16 protein-coding genes and 3 tRNA genes are annotated in these 18,360 nt (G+C 47.5%); 12 read left to right on the forward strand and 7 right to left on the reverse strand.

Going from position 1 to position 18,360, the window contains the following annotated elements; all coding sequences use genetic code 11:
• Window positions 1-97 precede the first annotated feature (97 nt).
• The 7 genes from C8D98_RS05705 (at window position 98) to C8D98_RS05735 (ending at window position 6,564) form a co-directional block, all read left to right on the forward strand.
• Entirely contained in the window at window positions 98-1,960 is a 1,863-nt protein-coding gene (locus tag C8D98_RS05705) for a sensor domain-containing diguanylate cyclase (protein ID WP_132872828.1), read from the forward strand.
• A 94-nt stretch (window positions 1,961-2,054) separates the two neighbouring features.
• Complete coding sequence (locus C8D98_RS05710; RefSeq protein WP_132872829.1) at window positions 2,055-3,350, forward strand: radical SAM family protein; 1,296 nt, start codon at window positions 2,055-2,057, stop codon at window positions 3,348-3,350.
• Window positions 3,347-4,066, forward strand: coding sequence for a hypothetical protein (locus C8D98_RS05715; protein WP_132872831.1), 720 nt, complete (start codon window positions 3,347-3,349; stop codon window positions 4,064-4,066). Before C8D98_RS05710 ends, C8D98_RS05715 begins: the two co-directional genes overlap by 4 nt.
• Window positions 4,067-5,629, forward strand: a complete 1,563-nt coding sequence (gene nadB, locus C8D98_RS05720) for an L-aspartate oxidase (RefSeq protein ID WP_132872832.1) — start codon at window positions 4,067-4,069, stop codon at window positions 5,627-5,629.
• Complete coding sequence (locus C8D98_RS05725) at window positions 5,601-6,284, forward strand: tRNA (5-methylaminomethyl-2-thiouridine)(34)-methyltransferase MnmD (protein WP_132872834.1); 684 nt, start codon at window positions 5,601-5,603, stop codon at window positions 6,282-6,284. Before nadB ends, C8D98_RS05725 begins: the two co-directional genes overlap by 29 nt.
• An 87-nt stretch (window positions 6,285-6,371) precedes the next feature.
• A tRNA-Gly gene (locus C8D98_RS05730) sits at window positions 6,372-6,444 on the forward strand.
• Between the two features lie 46 nt (window positions 6,445-6,490).
• Window positions 6,491-6,564 (forward strand) — tRNA-Cys (locus C8D98_RS05735).
• A 390-nt stretch (window positions 6,565-6,954) separates the two neighbouring features.
• Here the strand turns inward: C8D98_RS05735 and C8D98_RS05740 are convergent.
• A complete protein-coding gene (locus C8D98_RS05740) occupies window positions 6,955-7,752 on the reverse strand; it encodes a restriction endonuclease (protein WP_207891243.1) in 798 nt (265 codons plus the stop codon).
• 195 nt (window positions 7,753-7,947) lie between these two features.
• Here C8D98_RS05740 and C8D98_RS13720 point away from each other — a divergent pair, with 195 nt between their 5' ends.
• The 3 genes from C8D98_RS13720 to C8D98_RS05750 all read left to right on the forward strand — a co-directional run bounded on the left by C8D98_RS13720 (window position 7,948) and on the right by C8D98_RS05750 (window position 9,214).
• Window positions 7,948-8,259 (forward strand): hypothetical protein, encoded by a 312-nt coding sequence (locus C8D98_RS13720; protein WP_165871203.1) that lies wholly within the window; start codon window positions 7,948-7,950, stop codon window positions 8,257-8,259.
• Between the two features lie 51 nt (window positions 8,260-8,310).
• Window positions 8,311-8,550 (forward strand): hypothetical protein, encoded by a 240-nt coding sequence (locus C8D98_RS05745; protein ID WP_132872835.1) that lies wholly within the window; start codon window positions 8,311-8,313, stop codon window positions 8,548-8,550.
• 73 nt (window positions 8,551-8,623) lie between these two features.
• Complete coding sequence (locus tag C8D98_RS05750; protein ID WP_132872837.1) at window positions 8,624-9,214, forward strand: hypothetical protein; 591 nt, start codon at window positions 8,624-8,626, stop codon at window positions 9,212-9,214.
• A gap of 75 nt (window positions 9,215-9,289) precedes the next feature.
• On the opposite strand, the gene C8D98_RS05755 is transcribed toward C8D98_RS05750, so the two are convergent.
• From C8D98_RS05755 to C8D98_RS05765, 3 genes are read right to left on the reverse strand one after another with little or no spacing between them, the layout of a single operon-like run.
• Entirely contained in the window at window positions 9,290-11,209 is a 1,920-nt protein-coding gene (locus C8D98_RS05755) for a methyl-accepting chemotaxis protein (protein ID WP_132872839.1), read from the reverse strand.
• Window positions 11,206-12,165, reverse strand: a complete 960-nt coding sequence (locus tag C8D98_RS05760; protein WP_132872840.1) for a hydrogenase small subunit — start codon at window positions 12,163-12,165, stop codon at window positions 11,206-11,208. The genes C8D98_RS05755 and C8D98_RS05760 overlap by 4 nt, the downstream gene beginning before the upstream one ends.
• Window positions 12,166-12,175: 10 nt before the next feature.
• Window positions 12,176-13,615, reverse strand: coding sequence for a nickel-dependent hydrogenase large subunit (locus tag C8D98_RS05765; protein ID WP_132872842.1), 1,440 nt, complete (start codon window positions 13,613-13,615; stop codon window positions 12,176-12,178).
• A 457-nt stretch (window positions 13,616-14,072) separates the two neighbouring features.
• On the opposite strand from C8D98_RS05765, the gene C8D98_RS05770 reads away from it, so the two are divergent.
• Window positions 14,073-14,145, forward strand: a tRNA-Gly gene (locus C8D98_RS05770).
• Window positions 14,146-14,223: 78 nt separating this feature from the next.
• On the opposite strand, the gene C8D98_RS05775 is transcribed toward C8D98_RS05770, so the two are convergent.
• Window positions 14,224-14,592 carry a helix-turn-helix domain-containing protein gene (locus C8D98_RS05775; RefSeq protein WP_132872844.1) on the reverse strand — a complete coding sequence of 123 codons (369 nt, stop codon included), beginning with the start codon at window positions 14,590-14,592 and terminating at the stop codon, window positions 14,224-14,226.
• A gap of 405 nt (window positions 14,593-14,997) precedes the next feature.
• Here C8D98_RS05775 and C8D98_RS05780 point away from each other — a divergent pair, with 405 nt between their 5' ends.
• Window positions 14,998-16,836 (forward strand): HAMP domain-containing methyl-accepting chemotaxis protein, encoded by a 1,839-nt coding sequence (locus tag C8D98_RS05780; RefSeq protein WP_132872846.1) that lies wholly within the window; start codon window positions 14,998-15,000, stop codon window positions 16,834-16,836.
• Between the two features lie 77 nt (window positions 16,837-16,913).
• Here C8D98_RS05780 and C8D98_RS05785 read toward each other — a convergent pair whose 3' ends face one another.
• Entirely contained in the window at window positions 16,914-17,117 is a 204-nt protein-coding gene (locus C8D98_RS05785; protein WP_132872848.1) for a 2-hydroxymuconate tautomerase family protein, read from the reverse strand.
• Window positions 17,105-18,253 carry a YbfB/YjiJ family MFS transporter gene (locus C8D98_RS05790; protein WP_132872849.1) on the reverse strand — a complete coding sequence of 383 codons (1,149 nt, stop codon included), beginning with the start codon at window positions 18,251-18,253 and terminating at the stop codon, window positions 17,105-17,107. Before C8D98_RS05790 ends, C8D98_RS05785 begins: the two co-directional genes overlap by 13 nt.
• Window positions 18,254-18,360: the final 107 nt, after the last annotated feature.

Consider the following 18,360-nt stretch of genomic DNA (forward strand, 5'->3'; position numbering starts at 1 on the left):
GTGCAGTGCAGGTTTTGGAAAAAAAAGAAAAATAACAATTTATATTATTACTTTTCAAGTGTATACTTTTATAAAACATTATTGAGGGTCTCTTTTCATGGAAAAATCTAAGTCCCTTAAGTATTATTTCCTTTTCTCCTTCTACTTTATAATTTTCGGAATGGTGGTAGCGGCACTTACATCTTACGTGAACTACTCGATGACTGTTGTGAATATTAAGAAACAAATAACCCGCAATGTTAATAGTATATTTGACGAAAAAGCATTTTATACGAATCAGATAATGAAACGTTACGTTCTGCTTCTCAATACATTTTCAAAAAACAGCCTGCTGATAGATTACATCGAAAATCCGGCTTTCCATAACAAAGAACATCTGGATGCTTTCTTTCTGGCTTCGGTGGAATCGACCTTTAACCTGATGCAGCTCAGATATATTGACGAAAAGGGCGTTGAGCGTTCCCGTGTGGACAGAAAGAGCGGACGGGTCTTTATAGTTCCCGAAAATAAGCTACAGGATAAGTCCGACAGCTACTATTTCAAAGAATCCGCAAAACTTCCTGAAAACAGTATATGGAAATCCAAGGTCGATTTGAACAGAGAACACGGCAAAATTGAAATACCCCTTAACCCAACTTTCCGCATGGCGACTCCGGTCTATATTAACGGTAATTTCAAAGGCATTGTGATAGTGAATCTTATGATGTCCAATGTTCTGAACAATCTGGTTAAGGCGGATAACTTTGATGTGTTTATATGTGACGGCAAAGGCCGGATGCTGCTGACCACAGGTGAGAACCAGATTTGGTCAGGCTACCTTAATAAGCATGTGACTCTGAAAAACTACCTGCCCGAATACGCCGACAAGATACTTGCCAATGATGTTTTCTCCACCGAAAATTTGTATTCATTCAATCTTGAACCGCAGATTCAGAATGGCGAAAATATCAGACTTGTTTTTAAAACTAAGCAGGAATACATATTAGAGACCAGGGCGGACAATACATATGCTGCGTTTATCATTGCGCTGACCACTCTGGCTGTTTCCATCCCTCTGGCGTGGATTGCAGCGTTCATCCCTTCAAGACTCCAGACAAAGCTGACAGAAACAAACAGAAGCCTCAGAGAATTCATGAATATCCTTGATAGATACGTCATAACGACATCTACTGATGTTAATCAGATCATAACGAGAGTGAGCCTTGCTTTTTCCAGAATCAGCGGATACAGCCGTGAAGAGCTTATCGGTAATACCAATAAGCTGATACGGCATCCGGAGAACGATCCTGCCATATATAAAGAGCTGTGGGAAACCATCCAGTGTGGAGATGTGTGGCAGGGTGAGCTGCGTTGTCAGGACAAACACGGGAACACATTCTGGCTCAGAAAAATCATCAGCCCCGATCTTAACGAAAAGGGCGAGATTATCGGATACACTTCTATTGATTATGACTTCACCGCTATTAAGCAGATCGAAGAGATGTCCGTTACCGATCAGCTGACGAAGATAAGCAACAGACGATGGCTGGATGCGTCATTGAAGAAAGAGATGGTTCGTTTCGAAAGATACGGTCATGATTTTTCGGTTATTCTGCTGGATATCGACCATTTTAAAAATGTGAACGATAACTTCGGGCATGCCGAGGGCGACAGCGTTCTCATTCAGCTGGCGGCCATTCTGAAATCCAGCACCAGAGCTTCTGACACTGTGGGCAGGTGGGGCGGTGAGGAGTTTCTCATCATTGCACCGGAAACACTGAAAGACGACTGTTTTGTGCTTGCGGAAAAAATACGGCATGCTGTCGAAGATCACGACTTCGGGGCTGTAGGCCATGTTACGGTGAGTCTTGGGGTTGCCCAATATGAGTCCGGAAGCACTGCGGCACATTTCATAATCAATGCCGACAATGCACTCTACAGAGCCAAGCAGGGCGGGCGGAACAGAACCGAGAAAGCCTGATGCGATAATGTGCTTTTTTTGAACTCCGCTAATCACCTTGACTTTGCACACTGCTAAATCTATTATTTTTCAAAAATACGGAGCATTTTTGCCAATGTACGCAATACCGAATCTTCTCTTTGCCGACAGGCAGGGCAACATATACGATCACCCTCATCTGAAAATGACAGTGAGGAGCGAGAACTATAATTTTGTGCCATACGAAATAGAGCTTATCGAGCTGCCCCCCTGCTCAAGGCTTTACTTTGTGCCGGGGACACATCCGGTAGCTTATAATCCCCACACAGCAGGGATGGAAACTTTCACAGGAGGCTATGCGGTCAGCGCATTCCTCGACCCCGGATTTCTCAGGCTTTTCCTTCCAGCCTATGTGAAAAACGTTGAAGAGGTTCTGCCGCTGTATGCCTACACAGCCGTGGGCTGGCTGAACGACAAGTTTGTCGTGCCCGCTCTAAAGGTTGATGACGACAGCAAATGGAACCCCGCAAACTTCGACTACACCGACGGATTCAAACCAACCGTGGACAGGATGATAGAAAAATATCCGGACAACAGGCTTTACGGTCAGCTGGCCACCTGCGCTCTGGAATATCACTGCACGGCGGCGAAGAACGCATTCATCGGCCGCTGGGAATGTCCCCTGCCCACTGCGCCCACCTGCAACAGCAGATGCATGGGCTGCATATCCAAGCAGGATGACAAGCGGATAACCGCTCCGCAGGACAGGATAAAATTCGTGCCCACCCCCGAAGAGATAGCTCAGGTGGCTCTTAATCACTATGAGGTGGCGGAAGAACCCATAGTCAGCTTCGGACAGGGCTGCGAGGGCGACCCCATCACCGTTGCGGACACCATTGCAAAGGCAATAAAGATAATCAAGGCGCAGGCTCCGGAGCTTACGGTTAACTTCAACTCCAACTGCTCCAACCCCGAAAAAATGAAGATGATTTTCGACGCTGGTGTGGATAGTATTAGAGTAAGCCTTAATTCGGTGGTACAATCTACATATGACGCATATTACAATCCCGTGGGCTACACACTGGATGATGTGCTGAAAAGCATCGAACTGGCAAACAGATATAACGTTTATACCTCTCTGAACTTTCTGACCATGCCGGGCGTGAACGACAGAGAGAGCGAGGCGAACACTCTGGTGGATTTTCTGGATGCGTACAAGATAGACCTTATCCAACTGCGCAACCTGAACATAGATCCGGATTTTCTTTTTGCCAGAATGAAATTTAAGAAAGAGGAGATTCTGGGACTTAAGAATCTTCTGAAGCTGATAAGAAAGAAACACAAAAGTATGAAGTTCGGTTATTTCAACAGAACCCGTGAGAATTTTCACAAGGACTTCGGGTTGCCGGACCTCAAGAGGAGACCAAAATGAAAAAGGTTCTTGTTCTTGTTTCCATGCTCTTCTGCGCAACAGCATTCGCAGGCGATTTCCAACTGATGCCTACGCTGACCCAGAGCCAGTTCAGCAGTCTGATCAAAGACATAGGACTTGCTGTGACACCCACGCCCAACGGACCCGCAGAGCCCCTCGGCGTTCTCGGATTTGATGTTGCGGTTGAAACCCAGCTCACAACCATCGACAACAAGTCGGACAAATGGGAGAACTCATGGGACAATGCAGACCCCAACAACACCATCTGGGCAAACAGAGTGCACGTTCAGAAAGGCCTTCCTTTCGGGTTTGACATTGGCGCAAGCATCACAAAAGGCGCAAATATGGACTTCACAGCCTATACCATCGAAGGTAAATATGCCATTCTCGAAGGATCTGTGCTGACACCCGCCATAAGCGCAAAACTTGCCTACACAAAAGTGACAGGTCTTGAGGACGTAAACCTTCAGACAGGTCTGGCAGGTCTTTACATCAGCAAGGGATTCCTTATCCTGACTCCCTATGCAGGTATTGAAGACGTATACACCATCGCAAGTGAAGACGGCGACCTCAGCCTCGACGACGAGAGTGCAAATGCTATCAGAGGTATGGTCGGTCTTCAGGTCTGCCCCTTCCCCTTCGTTGTTTTAAACATTGAGGCGGCAAGAGGCGGCGCAGTAAATCAATTCGGTCTGAAAGCAGCCATCAGGTTTTAAATGAAGACTTTTTTTTATGATTATATTGTATTGGGCAGCGGCGTTGCGGGGCTGAGAGCCGCCATTGAACTGGCAGGCTTCGGCAGTGTTGCCGTGGTAACTAAATGTTTTCTGGGCGAAAGCTCATCCGAGTATGCACAGGGCGGCGTTGCAGTCGCCCTTTCCGATGACGATGACATATCGCTGCACATAGAGGACACTTTGCGTGCAGGAGACGGGCTGTGCGACATGAAGGCGGTCTCAACACTGGTTGAGCAGGGGCCGAAGTACATTAAACAGCTTATCTCCTGGGGTGCGAAGTTCGATATGCACGGCGGAGTTCTGGAATTTTCCCGTGAGGCAGCCCACAGCGTCAACCGCATCATTCATGCCAAAGGTGACGCAACAGGGCACGAAATTGTCCGCACACTGAAGGAATATTCCAAAAACTTCGGCAATATCGAAAAAATAGAATACACCTATGCAATCGATTTTATAAAGGATGCGCCGGACAGCGTCTGCGGCGTTTTCGCATTGGACGAGAAGACAGGGGAGTTTAAACTCTACTACGCCAAGGCGGTGATAGTCGCCACAGGCGGAGCGGGCAGACTCTACAGAAGAACCACCAACCCCGCAGTTGTCACAGGGGACGGAATGGCTATGGCCTTTCGTGCCGGAGCGGATATGCGGGATATGGAGTTCTATCAGTTCCACCCCACAGGGCTTTCTGTGCCCGGTGCGCCTGCATTCCTCCTCAGCGAGGCGATGAGAGGCGAGGGCGGTATCCTGCGCAATGTAAACATGGAACGCTTTGCGGCCAAATATCACCCCGACGGCGAGCTTGCCCCCCGTGATGTTGTTAGCCGTGCCATATTCTTCGAAATGAAACAGACGGGATCCGATCACGTTTTCCTCGACCTGACACATCTGGAAAAGGATTTCGTGCGCAACAGATTCCCCAAGATATACACTACCTGTCTGGAATATAACATCGACATCACTGTCAATCCTATTCCTGTCAGCCCCGCCGCCCACTACTACATGGGCGGAATATTCACCGATGAGTTCGGGCGCAGCAGCCTGAAAGGGCTTTATGCGTGTGGAGAGGCGGCCTGCAACGGTGTTCACGGCGCAAACAGACTGGCCAGCAACTCACTCCTCGAAGGCGTGGTATACGGCGGCAGAAGCGCAGAAACTGCGGCGGCGGACACAATGGACAAAAAGGTGCATGCGGTTGAGCTTCCGGCATTCGAAACCGTCAGCGAAGAGCGGGCGGACGGAATGGTGGAAGAGATTCAGGAATGCATGTGGGACTGCGTAGGTGTTTCACGCAACAGCGCAGGGCTTGCCCGTGCCAAGGAATATCTTGGCGGCCACCTTACGAAATATAAAAACTATGTTCCCGTTGACAGAAACACTGCCGAGATACGCAATATGCTCACAGTGGGACTGCTGATGGCGAATGCGGCGGACGAACGCAAGGGAAGCCGTGGCGGACATTATCGTGACGACTATCCGGACAGGATAGCGGACAACTGGCACATCTATTTTCATAATGCCGAATTTAATCCCGTTAAAAACTAAGAACAAACCATTAATAACAGCGGACGGCTCTATATCCCTCTACAGCATGGACTATAACGAGGGGTATAGAGCCAAAAGCGTGGGCGCATTCACCGAAAGCCTGCACAAGTTCTATTCCGCCAGCGGAATTGAGGAGCTTTTGCAGAAGCAGGACGTGCGCCTTCTGGACATATGCCTCGGCGGCGGGAGCAACCTGTCCGTTACGCTGGATCGTGTGCTCTCCATGAAACACCGCCATAAACTGCATATTGTCACTGTGGAGCGTCAGTCGTCACTTTTCGATACCATCCGCCAGAATAAGTTCATGTGGCCTTACGGGGGCTATGAGATGCTCAGGAAGCTCATTGATGAAGGGCAGGCGGAGGATATCCGGCTGGATATCGCAATAGGGGACGCAAGGAACATTCTGCGGGATATGCGGATGGAGTTTGATGTGGTCTATTTCGACCCGTTCGGCAAGCGGAAGAATCCGGAGATGTGGACGGTGGACGTTTTCAGGGATGTCCATAGGCTCTGCTCGGATATCGGGCGGGCGGCAACCTATTCATCCGGAAGGGAGATAAGGGAGGATTTTGTCCGTGCGGGATTCCGCTACACCGTGACACCCAAGCCCGACGGGGCTTTTCAGGAAGGTACGGTATTTTATAAGATATGACCGTAATTTATCCGCTGACAAAAATACAAAAAAATTGAAATAAGATGTTGACAACAACACCGCGATAAGATATAAAAACTACCTCACGCGGGTATAGCTCAGTTGGTAGAGCGCGACCTTGCCAAGGTTGAGGTCACCGGTTCGAGTCCGGCTACCCGCTTTTTCAGACAGACCGGTTCGTTTTTCGCCGGTCTTTTTTTTCTAATGGCGACGTGGCCGAGTGGTTAGGCATCGGACTGCAAATCCGCGTACCCCAGTTCGATTCTGGGCGTCGCCTCCAAACAAAACGCTAAATATAGCAGATAAATGAAAAGCCTCTGGATTCCAGAGGCTTTTGTCGTTTATGAGCAGTGATGTAGAAATGATGTAGCTAATTACCTTTTAAGGCAGTGCTTGCAAGCTGAAATAATTGATCGCCAATTGACCGAATTGACCGCTGATTTGAAAGAACCATAGAATAGATAGATATATCAAAGTGGTCGCTAATTGCGACCATCTCTTCAAATCACTCATAATTTAAACTCTATATTTCATTAAAGTAGTCGCTGTCTATGCCTTTAAGCTCGTAAGTTTCCTGAATATAAACGCCAACATTATATTTAATCATGTATTCAGCCAATTGAAGGCCGTTGATAAGAATAATACGCTTATTATTTATTCTAGAAGCGTATTATTTTGCTTCGGCGGTATATTCTGAAGTGGTTATAAAAACGCCCTTAGTTGCTCCTTTGTCGTCAAGAGCACCAGAGAATTGTTGAATCTGCGGTCTTCCAACAGTTCCCTTGTCCCACCTTTTCGCTTGAATATAAATATTATCAAGTCCGAGAGCATCTTCTTTGATAATTCCATCAATACCACCGTCTCCAGATTTACCGATAGCAAGCCCAGCAGCATTATCTGATCCGCCGTAACCCATTTTTATAAGTACATCTATTACTATTTTTTCAAAATACGCAGGGGAGCATTCCTTGAGTGTATCTAATAAATCTGAAGCCAGTGTATTTTGGATTGTTTTGAACGCATTTTGAAGTGTTTCTTCTGGTGCTTGCCCTGACTGTTCATTTGATATCTGTTCTGTTTGCTCATCTCTCTCATGGTTTGCAAATTCGGCAAATTCAGGGTATCGCAAGAGATAAGCTCTATCAAGACTCGTAACAGTAGTATCTGCCAAAACAGACAATCCTTTATCAGTAATCACAAACCTGCTACGCCCAGTTTTCTTTATTAAGCCAGCCTTCGTAAGGTATGTTTTTGCCCAAGCCGCTCTATAAGCAAACTTAGTACGGTTTTTGTTGTTATTTGGCATCCTTTCACTACGGTCTTCTTCTGATAACCGGAGAATATCTGCAAGGGGTTCTATTAAATCATTTATATTCTTTTCCTGCCTGTCTTTCGCAAGCTCAAGCATCGGATACATAATTACATCATAAGAAGGAACTGGCATAACAAACTCCATTTGCTTATACATTTCTCATTATTATATAAGTTCTTACACAAAACATCAACTTTATCATTGCTAATTACATGAAGTTCCCATTTCAGTGCGAAGAGACTTCGAAGAACTTGTGGGAAAAGTTTTTTGCTCGAACAGGAGATAAAAAGACCTCTGTATGTAATCTCAAATAGCGACTCCTGACGGATAAATGGCGGATATGGCGGATAAATGGCGGATATTAAAATATCAATTTGCTCTGAGTTTGTGTATACTTACCTAAACAGCCTAAAGGAGGAAATGATGCTTAGTCGTGTCTGGAAAATTAAGATCACATCTTTCCTTTTGACGTTATACATCGGCTTTTTTCAGTTGGAACTTCCGGATATGCCATCAGATACCATTGAGGATAAAATTGCGAATGTGCTTTTCGGGTTGATACTCGGTCTTATGACATACGGGTTTTCCAACATTGTTGTGCGGATATCTTTTGCAGTTTTCGAATTTTTCAGAGATGCGGTCTCTGGTCAGAAATCTGCCTGAACATTAAAATTTCCCGCTTGCATTTCCTGTTCAGTAGGATAGAGTTGGAGGATGGAAAGAGACGAAGCGTACATAAAACCGGTGACTGTGGCGGTAACGGCCGCAATCGGGATATTCAAGATATTTCCGCTGGTTAAGGGGTTTATGCCCAATGGTGGGTCGGGAATGTGGCTGATGGCTTCCGTGCTGTGCTTTGTCGCCTATTTCTTCCTTTATCCATTGGTAAAATTCCTTTCAGCAGTCCTCATAGGCTTTATCGGCCTTTTCAGGAAACAACCGCCACGTCTGTAAAAATTCACCTCATTGTTTCCGTATCCAATTTGACATTTGTCGAAAATATGGGGATAATTGGAAGAGGTGCAGGATGCGAAAATTTTTACTTATCTTATCAGTTCTTTCTCTTCTGTTCGCATACGGGTGCGGCGCAGAGGATGTTCTGACAGTCAACGACAACAGCGGCAGTTCCGAACAGGATTCGAACATGACCGCCGTGAATTTCGACAACGACTCAACCCTGAGAGGCACATACAAAATAGTGTATGCCAGAGTTTCGTGCAGTAACTCGGTTGAAGTTGAATCCACTGATATTCTGACCAGTTCGTTCAAGTCCTACTATGCATATGACGGTGTTTACAGCTATTTTGACCTGTATCTGAAATATGCGGGCAACGTTGTTCTGGACGAAGCGGAGAAATCTCTCGGTTCCTTATCCGTTGCGGACTATCTGACAACCATTGAGCAGACAGGCCCTTATAATTTCAGGGTATATTACACCAACCTGCCTGTGGGCGGCGGCGTTACCTGCTCAGAAAGATTCGATTTCATGAAGCTGAGCGACAGCATCAGAAGTCAGTATTTCAGAGTGATGACCCAGACAGTGATCACCGATCCGGCGAAAGATGCCGAAAAGGCTCCCTTTGTTCCGATGCCTAAAAATATTCTGCCTCAGCAGTGACATATCAATAAAAAACCCCTTCTTTCCGGAAGGGGTTTCTTACTTTTTTCAGGTGTATCAGCAAATGAGGGATAGTTATATGTATCTCTCTATCAGCCCGTTCATAAGGCTGATGAGTTTTTCCGTCTCCTGTTGAAGACTGTTCAGGTCGTCCGTAACGTTCTCCCCTCTGGCTATTCTGGATTTCATCCTTTCCGCCTGATCGTGGAGATTACGGTGCACCGAGTCTATTTCGGAATAGTAGGGGTCGCTGCCGAAAGTTTCCCTGCCCGTGCCTCTGTAGAATGCTGTGAACTCACATGAGTCATAGCCGGGGATGTTTATGGGCTGTTTATACATTGCGCCGTGATAGATGTTTTTCATCATCAGAACATGGCTGACCTTAGCATGGATTATGGGCAGAACGGCCGACTGGAGGGTGAACTTTTTCAGTTCCTTCTCAGATTCGTCCAGAAGCCCGACCACTGTCTCAACGCCGCCCACCATGGTATCTATGCCGCCGGAGTTGGCATCGCTCATTCTGGCCACTTCGTCAATATTCGCCGCAATCTGGGTCATAGCCGCCGACTGCTGCTGAACGGATGAGGATATATGGGTCATGATGGAGCTGAGATCCTCGACTGACGACTGGATGGTGGCGAATTTTTCGTTTGCCTCGTTCACCTTGCTCAGCTGAACGTTAACCTTGCTCATCATGTCTTCGGCTTTGTCCACAGCATTCTGAACCTTGCCCTGCATGGCCTTTACCACCGTGGATATGTTCGATGCGGATTCGTTGGTCTTCTCGGCCAGCTTGCGAACCTCGTCTGCGACAACAGAGAATCCTCTGCCCGCTTCGCCCGCTCTTGCGGCCTCTATTGCGGCGTTCAGAGCCAGCAGGTTTGTCTGCTCGGTTATGTCGGTGATAACCATAACGATATCGCCGACCTCTCTTGATGAGTTCAGAAGCTCTGTCATCTCCGTTGCAAGCACGTTAACAATTCCGCCCACCTCGGTTGATATGGCCGTTGTCTCCTGCATTACCGCCAGACCTTCTTTAGACATCATAAGTGTGTGTTCGGCCTTAACGGACGAATCGCTTATGTTTTCTGCGGAATCCCGCACAGTGGTGCTTATCTCTTCGCTGGCGGCGGCGACTTCGCCCGCCAGTCTCATTGTTTCGTTGTTCATCTGCTTGATCTGCATTGTGGTCAGTGTCAGCGGGAGCACCTGTTCCATTATGTTCGAAATGGACTTGAAAGTATGCAGAATGTCCGTGCCGATGATATGCATGAACTTGTTGTAGCGGTCGGATATCTCGCCCATTTCGTCGTTTGACTTAATGTCCGATTCCAGACTCAGGTCAAGGTTCTCCGATGCTTGCACTATTGTGTCCTGAAGCTTGCCCACGTTCCGGATGACCAGACGGGTCACAAGGAAGTAGATGCAGAATATCAGCAGTGCGCCGCTCAGCATAACGAAAATATCCGATATCAGCGACATACTCTGAACGTTGTTCAGGGATTTGCGGCTCAGCTTGACATAGTAGTAGGAGTTGATGGAGCCTTCCTCCCAGTCGGTGTGACAGCGGAGGCAGTAGCCGATTGTTTTAACGGGGAACAGGTATACGTTGTTGTCGTCCTCGGGGTGCATGTCCTCTTTGTCGGTGAGGATTGACGGATCTTTTTTGGTTTTCACCAGTTCCTGCTGAGATGAATAGGAGATGGTTCCGTCGGGCTGCACCAGAGAGAACTCGGTGACATCCTCATACTTGCCTATCTCCTCGATAAGGTTGTTGAAGGTCATCATGTTCCCTTTTTTCAGGGCGTCGAAGGTGGACATGTATATCATGTCCTTGAGGTAGTTCATATATCTGTTGAGTGATTTTTCCACCATGTGCAGTTTGATGCTTTCGAAGACTATTGTTCCGAAGATGGTGAAAGCGATGATTATCACCGTTGCGATGGCCATTTTATGCTTGAGTGACAAGCGGTATCCCTTCTGTGCGTTCATCATTTGCCGCCCCTCCCGAGTACATTCTTCTTAAAGTCGTTCCACGGAAGGTCTTCGATGTTCCGTGACTCATAATAGATGTTCTCTTTGAACGGCCATTTCTCGTTGACACAGCCCACGCAGGGGGTGTTGCTCTCAACGCAGACGTTCACGCCGCCGTTCCATCTTCTGGTGGGGCAGTCGGATTTTGTTATAGTTCCCCTGCATCCTTTTTTCAGCAGACAGGAGTGCTTGTCGGTGTTGAAGTCTTTAAGGTATATATCCTGCGAGAAATACTGGAATCTGTGGCAGTTGTTGTGGATAAGGTCGCCGAAGTATTTCACGGGGATATTGTTTTTCATTTCCGGCAGTCTGCCTGTGGCAACAATATATGCCACTGTGCCCATGAGCCTGTCGGGCTGTATGGGGCAGCCGGGTATTTTTATCAGGGGTTTGTTGATGCCCACCTGACGCATATACTGGGCGATGTCTATCGAACCTGTTTCGTTTCTGCCTGAGGCGGGTATGCCGCCGGAGCAGGCGCAGGTTCCGCAGGCAACGACGGCGGATGCCTTCTCAAGATGTTTTTTCAATGCGTTGTAGAGGGGCTCTTCGCCCAGCAGACAGGCTTTTTTCATTCTGGCGGGGATACTTCCCTCCAGTACCAGAACGTGGCCTCCTGCGGATGTCACGCTGTCCAGCAGCTGCATGTATCCGTGCCCCTGACTGAAAGACAGGTTGGGGTGCACCTGAACACGCACCAGACGTGTGACAAAATCTATGAAGTCGGTTTCGTTGCCGTATGTCATTGAGACTGTGCAGCCGGTGCAGCTCTGCCCCTGAACGAAAGCTATCTGGGGACGCTTTGAGGCCGCTATCTTCATGAAACCTTCCGCTATGTCCGCCGCAAAAATCTCCGCACCGAACACAGCAACTGATATATCTCTGCATCTTTTTATGAAATCTCTTCTGCTCAGCATGTTCTTCACCTCAATGTACCGAGCAGGCGGTGCAGGGGTCATAGCTTCTGATAACTCTGCCCACCTCAATTGAGCCGCTCTCGCCGCCGAAACGCACCGGAGTGCCCAGAATGGATTTTTCCGCCACGCCGTGCTTCCCGCCCGCTGTGGGGCCGAAGTTCCATGTGGAGGGGACTATCATCCTGTAGTCTGTTACTTTTCCGTTGTATGCCTTTATGTGGTGCACCAGAGCACCTCTGGCCGCCAGCGAAAAGCCTATGCCTTCGCCTGTGACGTTTGCCTGAAGGTCAACGTGGTTGATTGTGGATTTGCCTATGACAAACTCCTCGGAACGCTCGAACAGATAGTTGCAGAGCAGACGTGATTCGTATGCCCTTGCCAGAAGTCTGCCCATCACCGATGAGCGGATGGACGACTGACCGAAACGTGCCAGAAACTGCCTGAATCCCTGATCGTTGTTCACAGCCATTCGGGCGAGGGGGCCTGTTTCAAGGGGGAATCCGTTGTATCTGGGAGCTTTTATCCAGCTGTATGCGCCCTTTGCGGACTCGTTTGGGCTTCCGTCGGGGTTATAGAACGATGAGTTCAGAAGTTCCTTTACCTTTTTATAGTCAAAGGGCTGTTTCTGCCCGTCAACGATAACGCCGGAGTTGAACAGCCAGCCTTTTTTCGATTTGAGCGATGTGTGGGCATAGAAGGTGTTGTATGCCTCGCCTATCCTGAAATATTCCGGATAGCGTTCCGCCAGCACCATAACGTCGGGGATGAAAGAGTTGTTCACGAAATCCGCCGTTTTTGTGAGGACGTGGTAGTACTTCATCAGAGTGTCGGTGGTTATCTCCGTTGTAATCCCTCCGGGGAGCAGAGCATGGATGAACGGAACCTTGCCGCCTATGAGAGCCAGACCGGATGCCGCTTCGGCACGGATCTTCAGTGCCTCGAAATAGTGGAGGGCAAAGCGTCGTGCCACCTCTTTGTCTCTGATATAGTCGCCGGGAGTTTTGTTTATGACGAACATTGTACCCGACGAGCTTATCCAGTCGGATATGTTTTTAAGGTTGGCGTCTCTGCCGGAATAGCCTGCCGCCGCCGCATAGTCAATGTAGTCCGGTGAGCAGAGATTATAAAAATGAAGAAGGTGATCTGTTACGATATGAAGACCAAGAATCATGTCCCTGAGCACCTGACCGTTTGCAGGCGGGGTGACCTTGAATATCTGCTCAAGAGCCATTACGGAGGAGATTCCGTGTACCTCGTGGCATACACCGCATATCCTCTGGGCAATTCGGGCTGAATCCACAGGGTGACGGTTGAAAAGAAGTCTTTCCATACCGCGGTACATATTTCCGGCGATCCTGACCTTGGAGACTCTCCCGCCCTCCACAGCCGTTTCGACGCTCATGTGACCCTCAATGCGGCTGACGGGGTCAACAGACAATAAAGTAGACATAGTTGTCCTCTGAATTTGGATTACCAATAAAAAAACAAATAAGTATAAGTCTGTATTTATTATGAACTTAGGTCAATAATGGTTAATCAATGTCTATATAGAAATTTAGTTATAATTATTTCAACCATTTGTCAAGAACATATATAGCTAAATTCAATAAGAGGATGTGTGGTTTGTTTAATAACTTACCTGAAATGGTAGTGCCGCACTACCTGATTTAGTATTGAACATCAATCACTAATAATAACTATATCTGAACATATGAGTGAAATTTATTAATATCTTATGTTTTCAGAATTTTCAATTTCATATGCTTCGACAGGATTAGTTTAAATTAGAAATTTGAATAGATAAAATCTATGTAATTAATAAATTTGGTCGTCATAAATATAAATGAATATTTTTTAAGTTTTTGTCTTGACATAGGGGGCAGATTTTAATATAAAAATACCTCGCCGCGGGTATAGCTCAGTTGGTAGAGCGCGACCTTGCCAAGGTTGAGGTCACCGGTTCGAGTCCGGCTACCCGCTTCTTTTAAGCTCTGCATTTTTGCAGAGCTTTTTTTTCGTCCTTTTTCAGTTGCCGCCTCCCTGCGGCACATACCGGTTTCACTCCTTCGGTTCAAAGGCATCAGCTATAGCCTTCACCACATTGTTGTGGACAGGCTTCTCTTTCGGCTTCATCTGGTGGTGGTTTGCGATCAGTCTTTTGATCTGTTCGTGGAACGCATTGTCATCACTGTTGTGCCCGCCCGGGAAAAAAGAAATAATGGAACAGTTAAGCGCACCTGCTATTCTTTCCAAACTGAGAATAGTCAGATTGCTTTTCCCGCATTCAATTTCGGAGATGGTTGTTGTGTGCAGATCTGCCATTTCTGCAAGTTTCTCCTGAGAAAGCTTTTTCTGCTTTCTAATCAGTTTTACCGTTTCCCCGATATGCAGTAAAAGTGTTGAGTTTTGTATGTTTTGCTTGCTCATAGACTAATGTATAAGCGTTATCAGAGATATATCCAATAGGATAAATCCTATGATATTTGCTTTGACAACGCCTTTATGCTGTGCCTATACTGTTCAAGTGCAAATTAGTTGTTATTTTGTTAACCGTTGAATTGTGCTTACGTTAATAGACTGAAATGTCTTGTTTAACTTTAAATTAATATTATTAGGGCTTAAATATGTCTGGATATTTTAACAGTTTCATATTTCATCCATTATCGCATTGTCATTCAATGGCAAATGCAATCAATTATGCGCAAATGTTATTAATTCCTGTTTTCGACATTTTTGTTATAAATGAAATTATTATATGTTATTACTTGTGTCATTATCTAAATATCAAATATGGCTTGTTGCCTAACGTGAAGAAAATTGAGGGGGTGATAAATGTTGAAAAACATGAAATTGTCGAAAAAACTTCTTCTTGGTTTTGGCGTGGTGCTCGGTCTGCTGGTGGTTATCAGCCTTCTGAGCTTCAGCAAAATGCTGTCCATTTCAAAGCAGGTTGAAAAGCGTGATATGTATTCAAAGGTTGAAGAACTGCTGTATGAAGCGAGGCTGAACCAGACAAAGTTCATTATGAACAATGACGACAGCTTCATTGATGCTGTTTTGAAAAATCTGGACGATGCGGTCAGGATTTCCGATGTGGATCTGGTTAAATATGCCGGTGTGCAGGATGCAGAAAGGCTGAAGGAGATAACCGGAAAAATAAGCGGTTACAGAGACAACTTCAACAGCTACGTAGGCGAGGTCAGGAAACAGCGGGAACTGCGCATTCATCTTAACGAGTCTGCTGAGAACGTTTTTACCATAGCCGACAGCGTCGGTTCGGACAGTATAATCAAAAATCTTCTCCAGATGCGGCTCTATGCTTTCAGATATATCATGACTCAGACGGACGATCTTTTCAGCGGTCAGCAGGCGAGTTATAAAAAAGCTCACGACATCGCTCTTGCCGGAGGGGATTCGGCGGAGATGAAAAAGCTGACGGCTTCTCTTGAGGAGTACGATGCAGATTTCCACAATCTTGCGGACAGCCTGAAAAAACAGCATGAATATCAGAAAGTGCTTATTGAAAGTGCGGTAACGGCGCAGAAGATATGCGCCGAGGCTTCGGGAGTCGAAAGGGCGGCAATGGACGCATCCATAAAAACCGCAATGGTCTTTGTGGGCATCTTTTCGCTCATAGCGGTTATAAGCGGAATAGTTATCGGACTTATAATAACAAGGTCGGTCACAGTACCTATGAACAAGGCTGTGGTGTTTGCCAACTCTCTGGCCGACGGAGATTTCACGGTGGAGCTTGACATAAGGCAGAAGGACGAGATAGGCCAGTTTGCGCTTGCACTGGAAAACATGAAACACAGGCTGAAAGGGGTCATAGAGGGGATCGTGCATTCGTCAAACTCGCTCGCATCAGGCAGTACGGAGCTGGCGGGCACAACGGAAGAACTCTCCGCAACCTTCACCGACCAGACAGGACAGGTCAGCGGGGTGGCTTCGGCGGTTGAGCAGATAAGCGCATCATCCTCGCAGGTGCTGGTATCCATAAACGATGTCACAACAAAGTCGAAAGCGGCGAAGGAACTGACCGACGAAGGAAAAACATGCATCCTGACTGCAAACAGGGTGATGAACCATATTCAGGAGAGCGTGGGCAGCCTCACCAGAACTGTTGACGGACTTGAGAAGTCGTCTCAGGAGATAGGCAGCATTCTGCTTGTGATAAACGATATAGCCGATCAGACGAACCTGCTGGCTCTTAATGCGGCCATAGAGGCGGCGAGGGCAGGGGAACACGGCAGAGGTTTCGCCGTTGTTGCGGACGAGGTTCGCAAGCTGGCGGAGCGCACCCAGAAGTCAATTCAGGAGATAGAGCAGATTATTTCAACCTTCATAGTGGAAACCTCAAAGACAAACGAAGATATGCAGAGCGCAGGACACAGCGTTTCGGAAGGGGTAGAAAAGCTGGCCACCACTGATGATATTTTCAAAAAGATAGTCAGGGCGGTTGAAGAGATAAACAGCGCAAGCCTGATGATCACCTCCGCCGTGGAGGAGCAGGTTTCTGCGATAAACAATATTAATGATAACACTCAGGTGATCTCATCGGGGCTGGAGCAAAGCTCGGCTGCTCTGGTTCAGGTCAGTGCGACCATCTCCGACCTGCAAAGGCAGGCCGACGAGCAGATGAGCGTCACCGGAATGTTCAGGATAAACTGAGGCCGCACCGTACATTAAACACCGATGGATAGACTCAAAATGGTCTCGGTTTTCAGGGGCTTGCCTGCAGCAGGCCCCTATTTCTTCATTTTGCGCCGCTCGGTGACCGCTATTCCGCCTATCCCCCAGTTGTCGGTATCCACTTCGTCGATAACAACAACCGTTGTTTCGGGGTTCTTGTTCAGAACATCCACAAGCATCTGGGTTGCCCTTCTGATAAGCTCGTCCTTCTGCTCCTTGGTAACGCCCTCTTTTGTTATCTTGATGTTTACATACGGCATATACTGCTCCTTTTATATATGATGCATCCCGCTAAAAGGATTATTATTGAAACTGCGCACAAAGCGGAAGCCGCCAGAAGCGAAATTGAGAAATTCCCCGTCTTTTCCGCCGACCAGCCCGCCGCCGCAGGGCCGATCATCTGCCCCACGCTGAAAGCCACCGTCACCAGACCTATTGCGAAAGCAGACCTTGAGCCTGCCAGTTTTTTTGCGAACCCCACCGTCAGAGCCACTATGCCCAGAAAGGTCGCTCCGTACATTCCCGCCGCCAGAAACAGCACGGGAGCCGAAGAGGACACCGCAGGCAGTGCACAGCTTATCCCCAGAAAGACATATGCAGGGATGAGATTCTTCAGAAATCCTGTGCGTCCTGCGTTCAGCGTGAAATAGACAATTCCCGGCACTGCGCACAGTCCGGTTATCATCCACGCCCAGTAGCCGCTGAACCCCGCCTGACCTATGATCAGCACCAGAAAAGTGCCTGAGACGATGTAGGCCATTCCCATGAGGAAATAGGCCGCAGAAAGAAAATATATGTAGGGGTGCATGGGTTCACTGCCGGATGACACCGCCTGTGTGCTGTCGTGTCTTCTGCCGGGGCGGATGTAGCAGACCGGAGCTGTCAGTATCATCCCGATGAAGAATATCAGCCAAAGCCCTTTCCAGTCGGCAAACTGCCCGAAAACAAGCACTGTGAAGCCGGACAGAAGTATCCCTGCGCCTATGCCCGTGAAGATAAGCCCGTTAAACCTGAGCTTGCCCCGTTCGGCCAGAGCTTCGGACACTATCACTGATGTCAGAAGGAACATTCCCGCACTGGCAAAGCCCGAAACCGTCCGCAGAACAGACCATATGAAGATGTCCTGTGTGAGAGCGAAAAGCCCCAGAGAAACGGCATTTATCAGATACATTGCGGCAAACCATGTGCCTTTGCGGTTGATCGGTTTGAACATGAAAAAGACGGAACCGACCAGATATCCCAGATAGTTAAGTGACGCTATTCCGCCGGCCTGCGCAACGGTGAGCACTCCGGCCTCGGTCATAACTTTGATCATCGGTGTGTAGGCGAAACGGGCTATGCCCATGGCCATAGCCATTGATGCTATACCCGCCGTTATTATGCGAATAAGTTCCATATTTGATTATACGGGAAACAATACGGAATGGAAGGGTTAAAATTATAAAGAATAACGGGTTTTCAGTGATTGTGCGACAGATGTTCAGTGTGGGTTATTTTCTATTG

The organism is Seleniivibrio woodruffii, assembly GCF_004339245.1.
GTDB lineage: Bacteria > Chrysiogenota > Deferribacteres > Deferribacterales > Geovibrionaceae > Seleniivibrio > Seleniivibrio woodruffii.

Excerpts from the sequence above, each read along its gene's own strand:
- C8D98_RS05785 (WP_132872848.1), bottom strand. The coding sequence starts at position 17,117 with ATGCCGTATGTAAACATCAAGATAACAAAAGAGGGCGTTACCAAGGAG.
- C8D98_RS05710 (WP_132872829.1), top strand. The coding sequence starts at position 2,055 with ATGTACGCAATACCGAATCTTCTCTTTGCCGACAGGCAGGGCAACATA.
- C8D98_RS05750 (WP_132872837.1), top strand. The coding sequence starts at position 8,624 with ATGCGAAAATTTTTACTTATCTTATCAGTTCTTTCTCTTCTGTTCGCA.
- C8D98_RS05760 (WP_132872840.1), bottom strand. The coding sequence starts at position 12,165 with ATGCTGAGCAGAAGAGATTTCATAAAAAGATGCAGAGATATATCAGTT.
- C8D98_RS05755 (WP_132872839.1), bottom strand. The coding sequence starts at position 11,209 with ATGATGAACGCACAGAAGGGATACCGCTTGTCACTCAAGCATAAAATG.
- C8D98_RS05780 (WP_132872846.1), top strand. The coding sequence starts at position 14,998 with ATGTTGAAAAACATGAAATTGTCGAAAAAACTTCTTCTTGGTTTTGGC.
- C8D98_RS05775 (WP_132872844.1), bottom strand. The coding sequence starts at position 14,592 with ATGAGCAAGCAAAACATACAAAACTCAACACTTTTACTGCATATCGGG.
- C8D98_RS05715 (WP_132872831.1), top strand. The coding sequence starts at position 3,347 with ATGAAAAAGGTTCTTGTTCTTGTTTCCATGCTCTTCTGCGCAACAGCA.
- C8D98_RS05745 (WP_132872835.1), top strand. The coding sequence starts at position 8,311 with ATGGAAAGAGACGAAGCGTACATAAAACCGGTGACTGTGGCGGTAACG.
- C8D98_RS05705 (WP_132872828.1), top strand. The coding sequence starts at position 98 with ATGGAAAAATCTAAGTCCCTTAAGTATTATTTCCTTTTCTCCTTCTAC.
- C8D98_RS05765 (WP_132872842.1), bottom strand. The coding sequence starts at position 13,615 with ATGTCTACTTTATTGTCTGTTGACCCCGTCAGCCGCATTGAGGGTCAC.
- C8D98_RS13720 (WP_165871203.1), top strand. The coding sequence starts at position 7,948 with ATGGCGGATATTAAAATATCAATTTGCTCTGAGTTTGTGTATACTTAC.
- C8D98_RS05790 (WP_132872849.1), bottom strand. The coding sequence starts at position 18,253 with ATGGAACTTATTCGCATAATAACGGCGGGTATAGCATCAATGGCTATG.
- C8D98_RS05740 (WP_207891243.1), bottom strand. The coding sequence starts at position 7,752 with ATGTATAAGCAAATGGAGTTTGTTATGCCAGTTCCTTCTTATGATGTA.
- C8D98_RS05725 (WP_132872834.1), top strand. The coding sequence starts at position 5,601 with ATGCCGAATTTAATCCCGTTAAAAACTAAGAACAAACCATTAATAACA.
- nadB (WP_132872832.1), top strand. The coding sequence starts at position 4,067 with ATGAAGACTTTTTTTTATGATTATATTGTATTGGGCAGCGGCGTTGCG.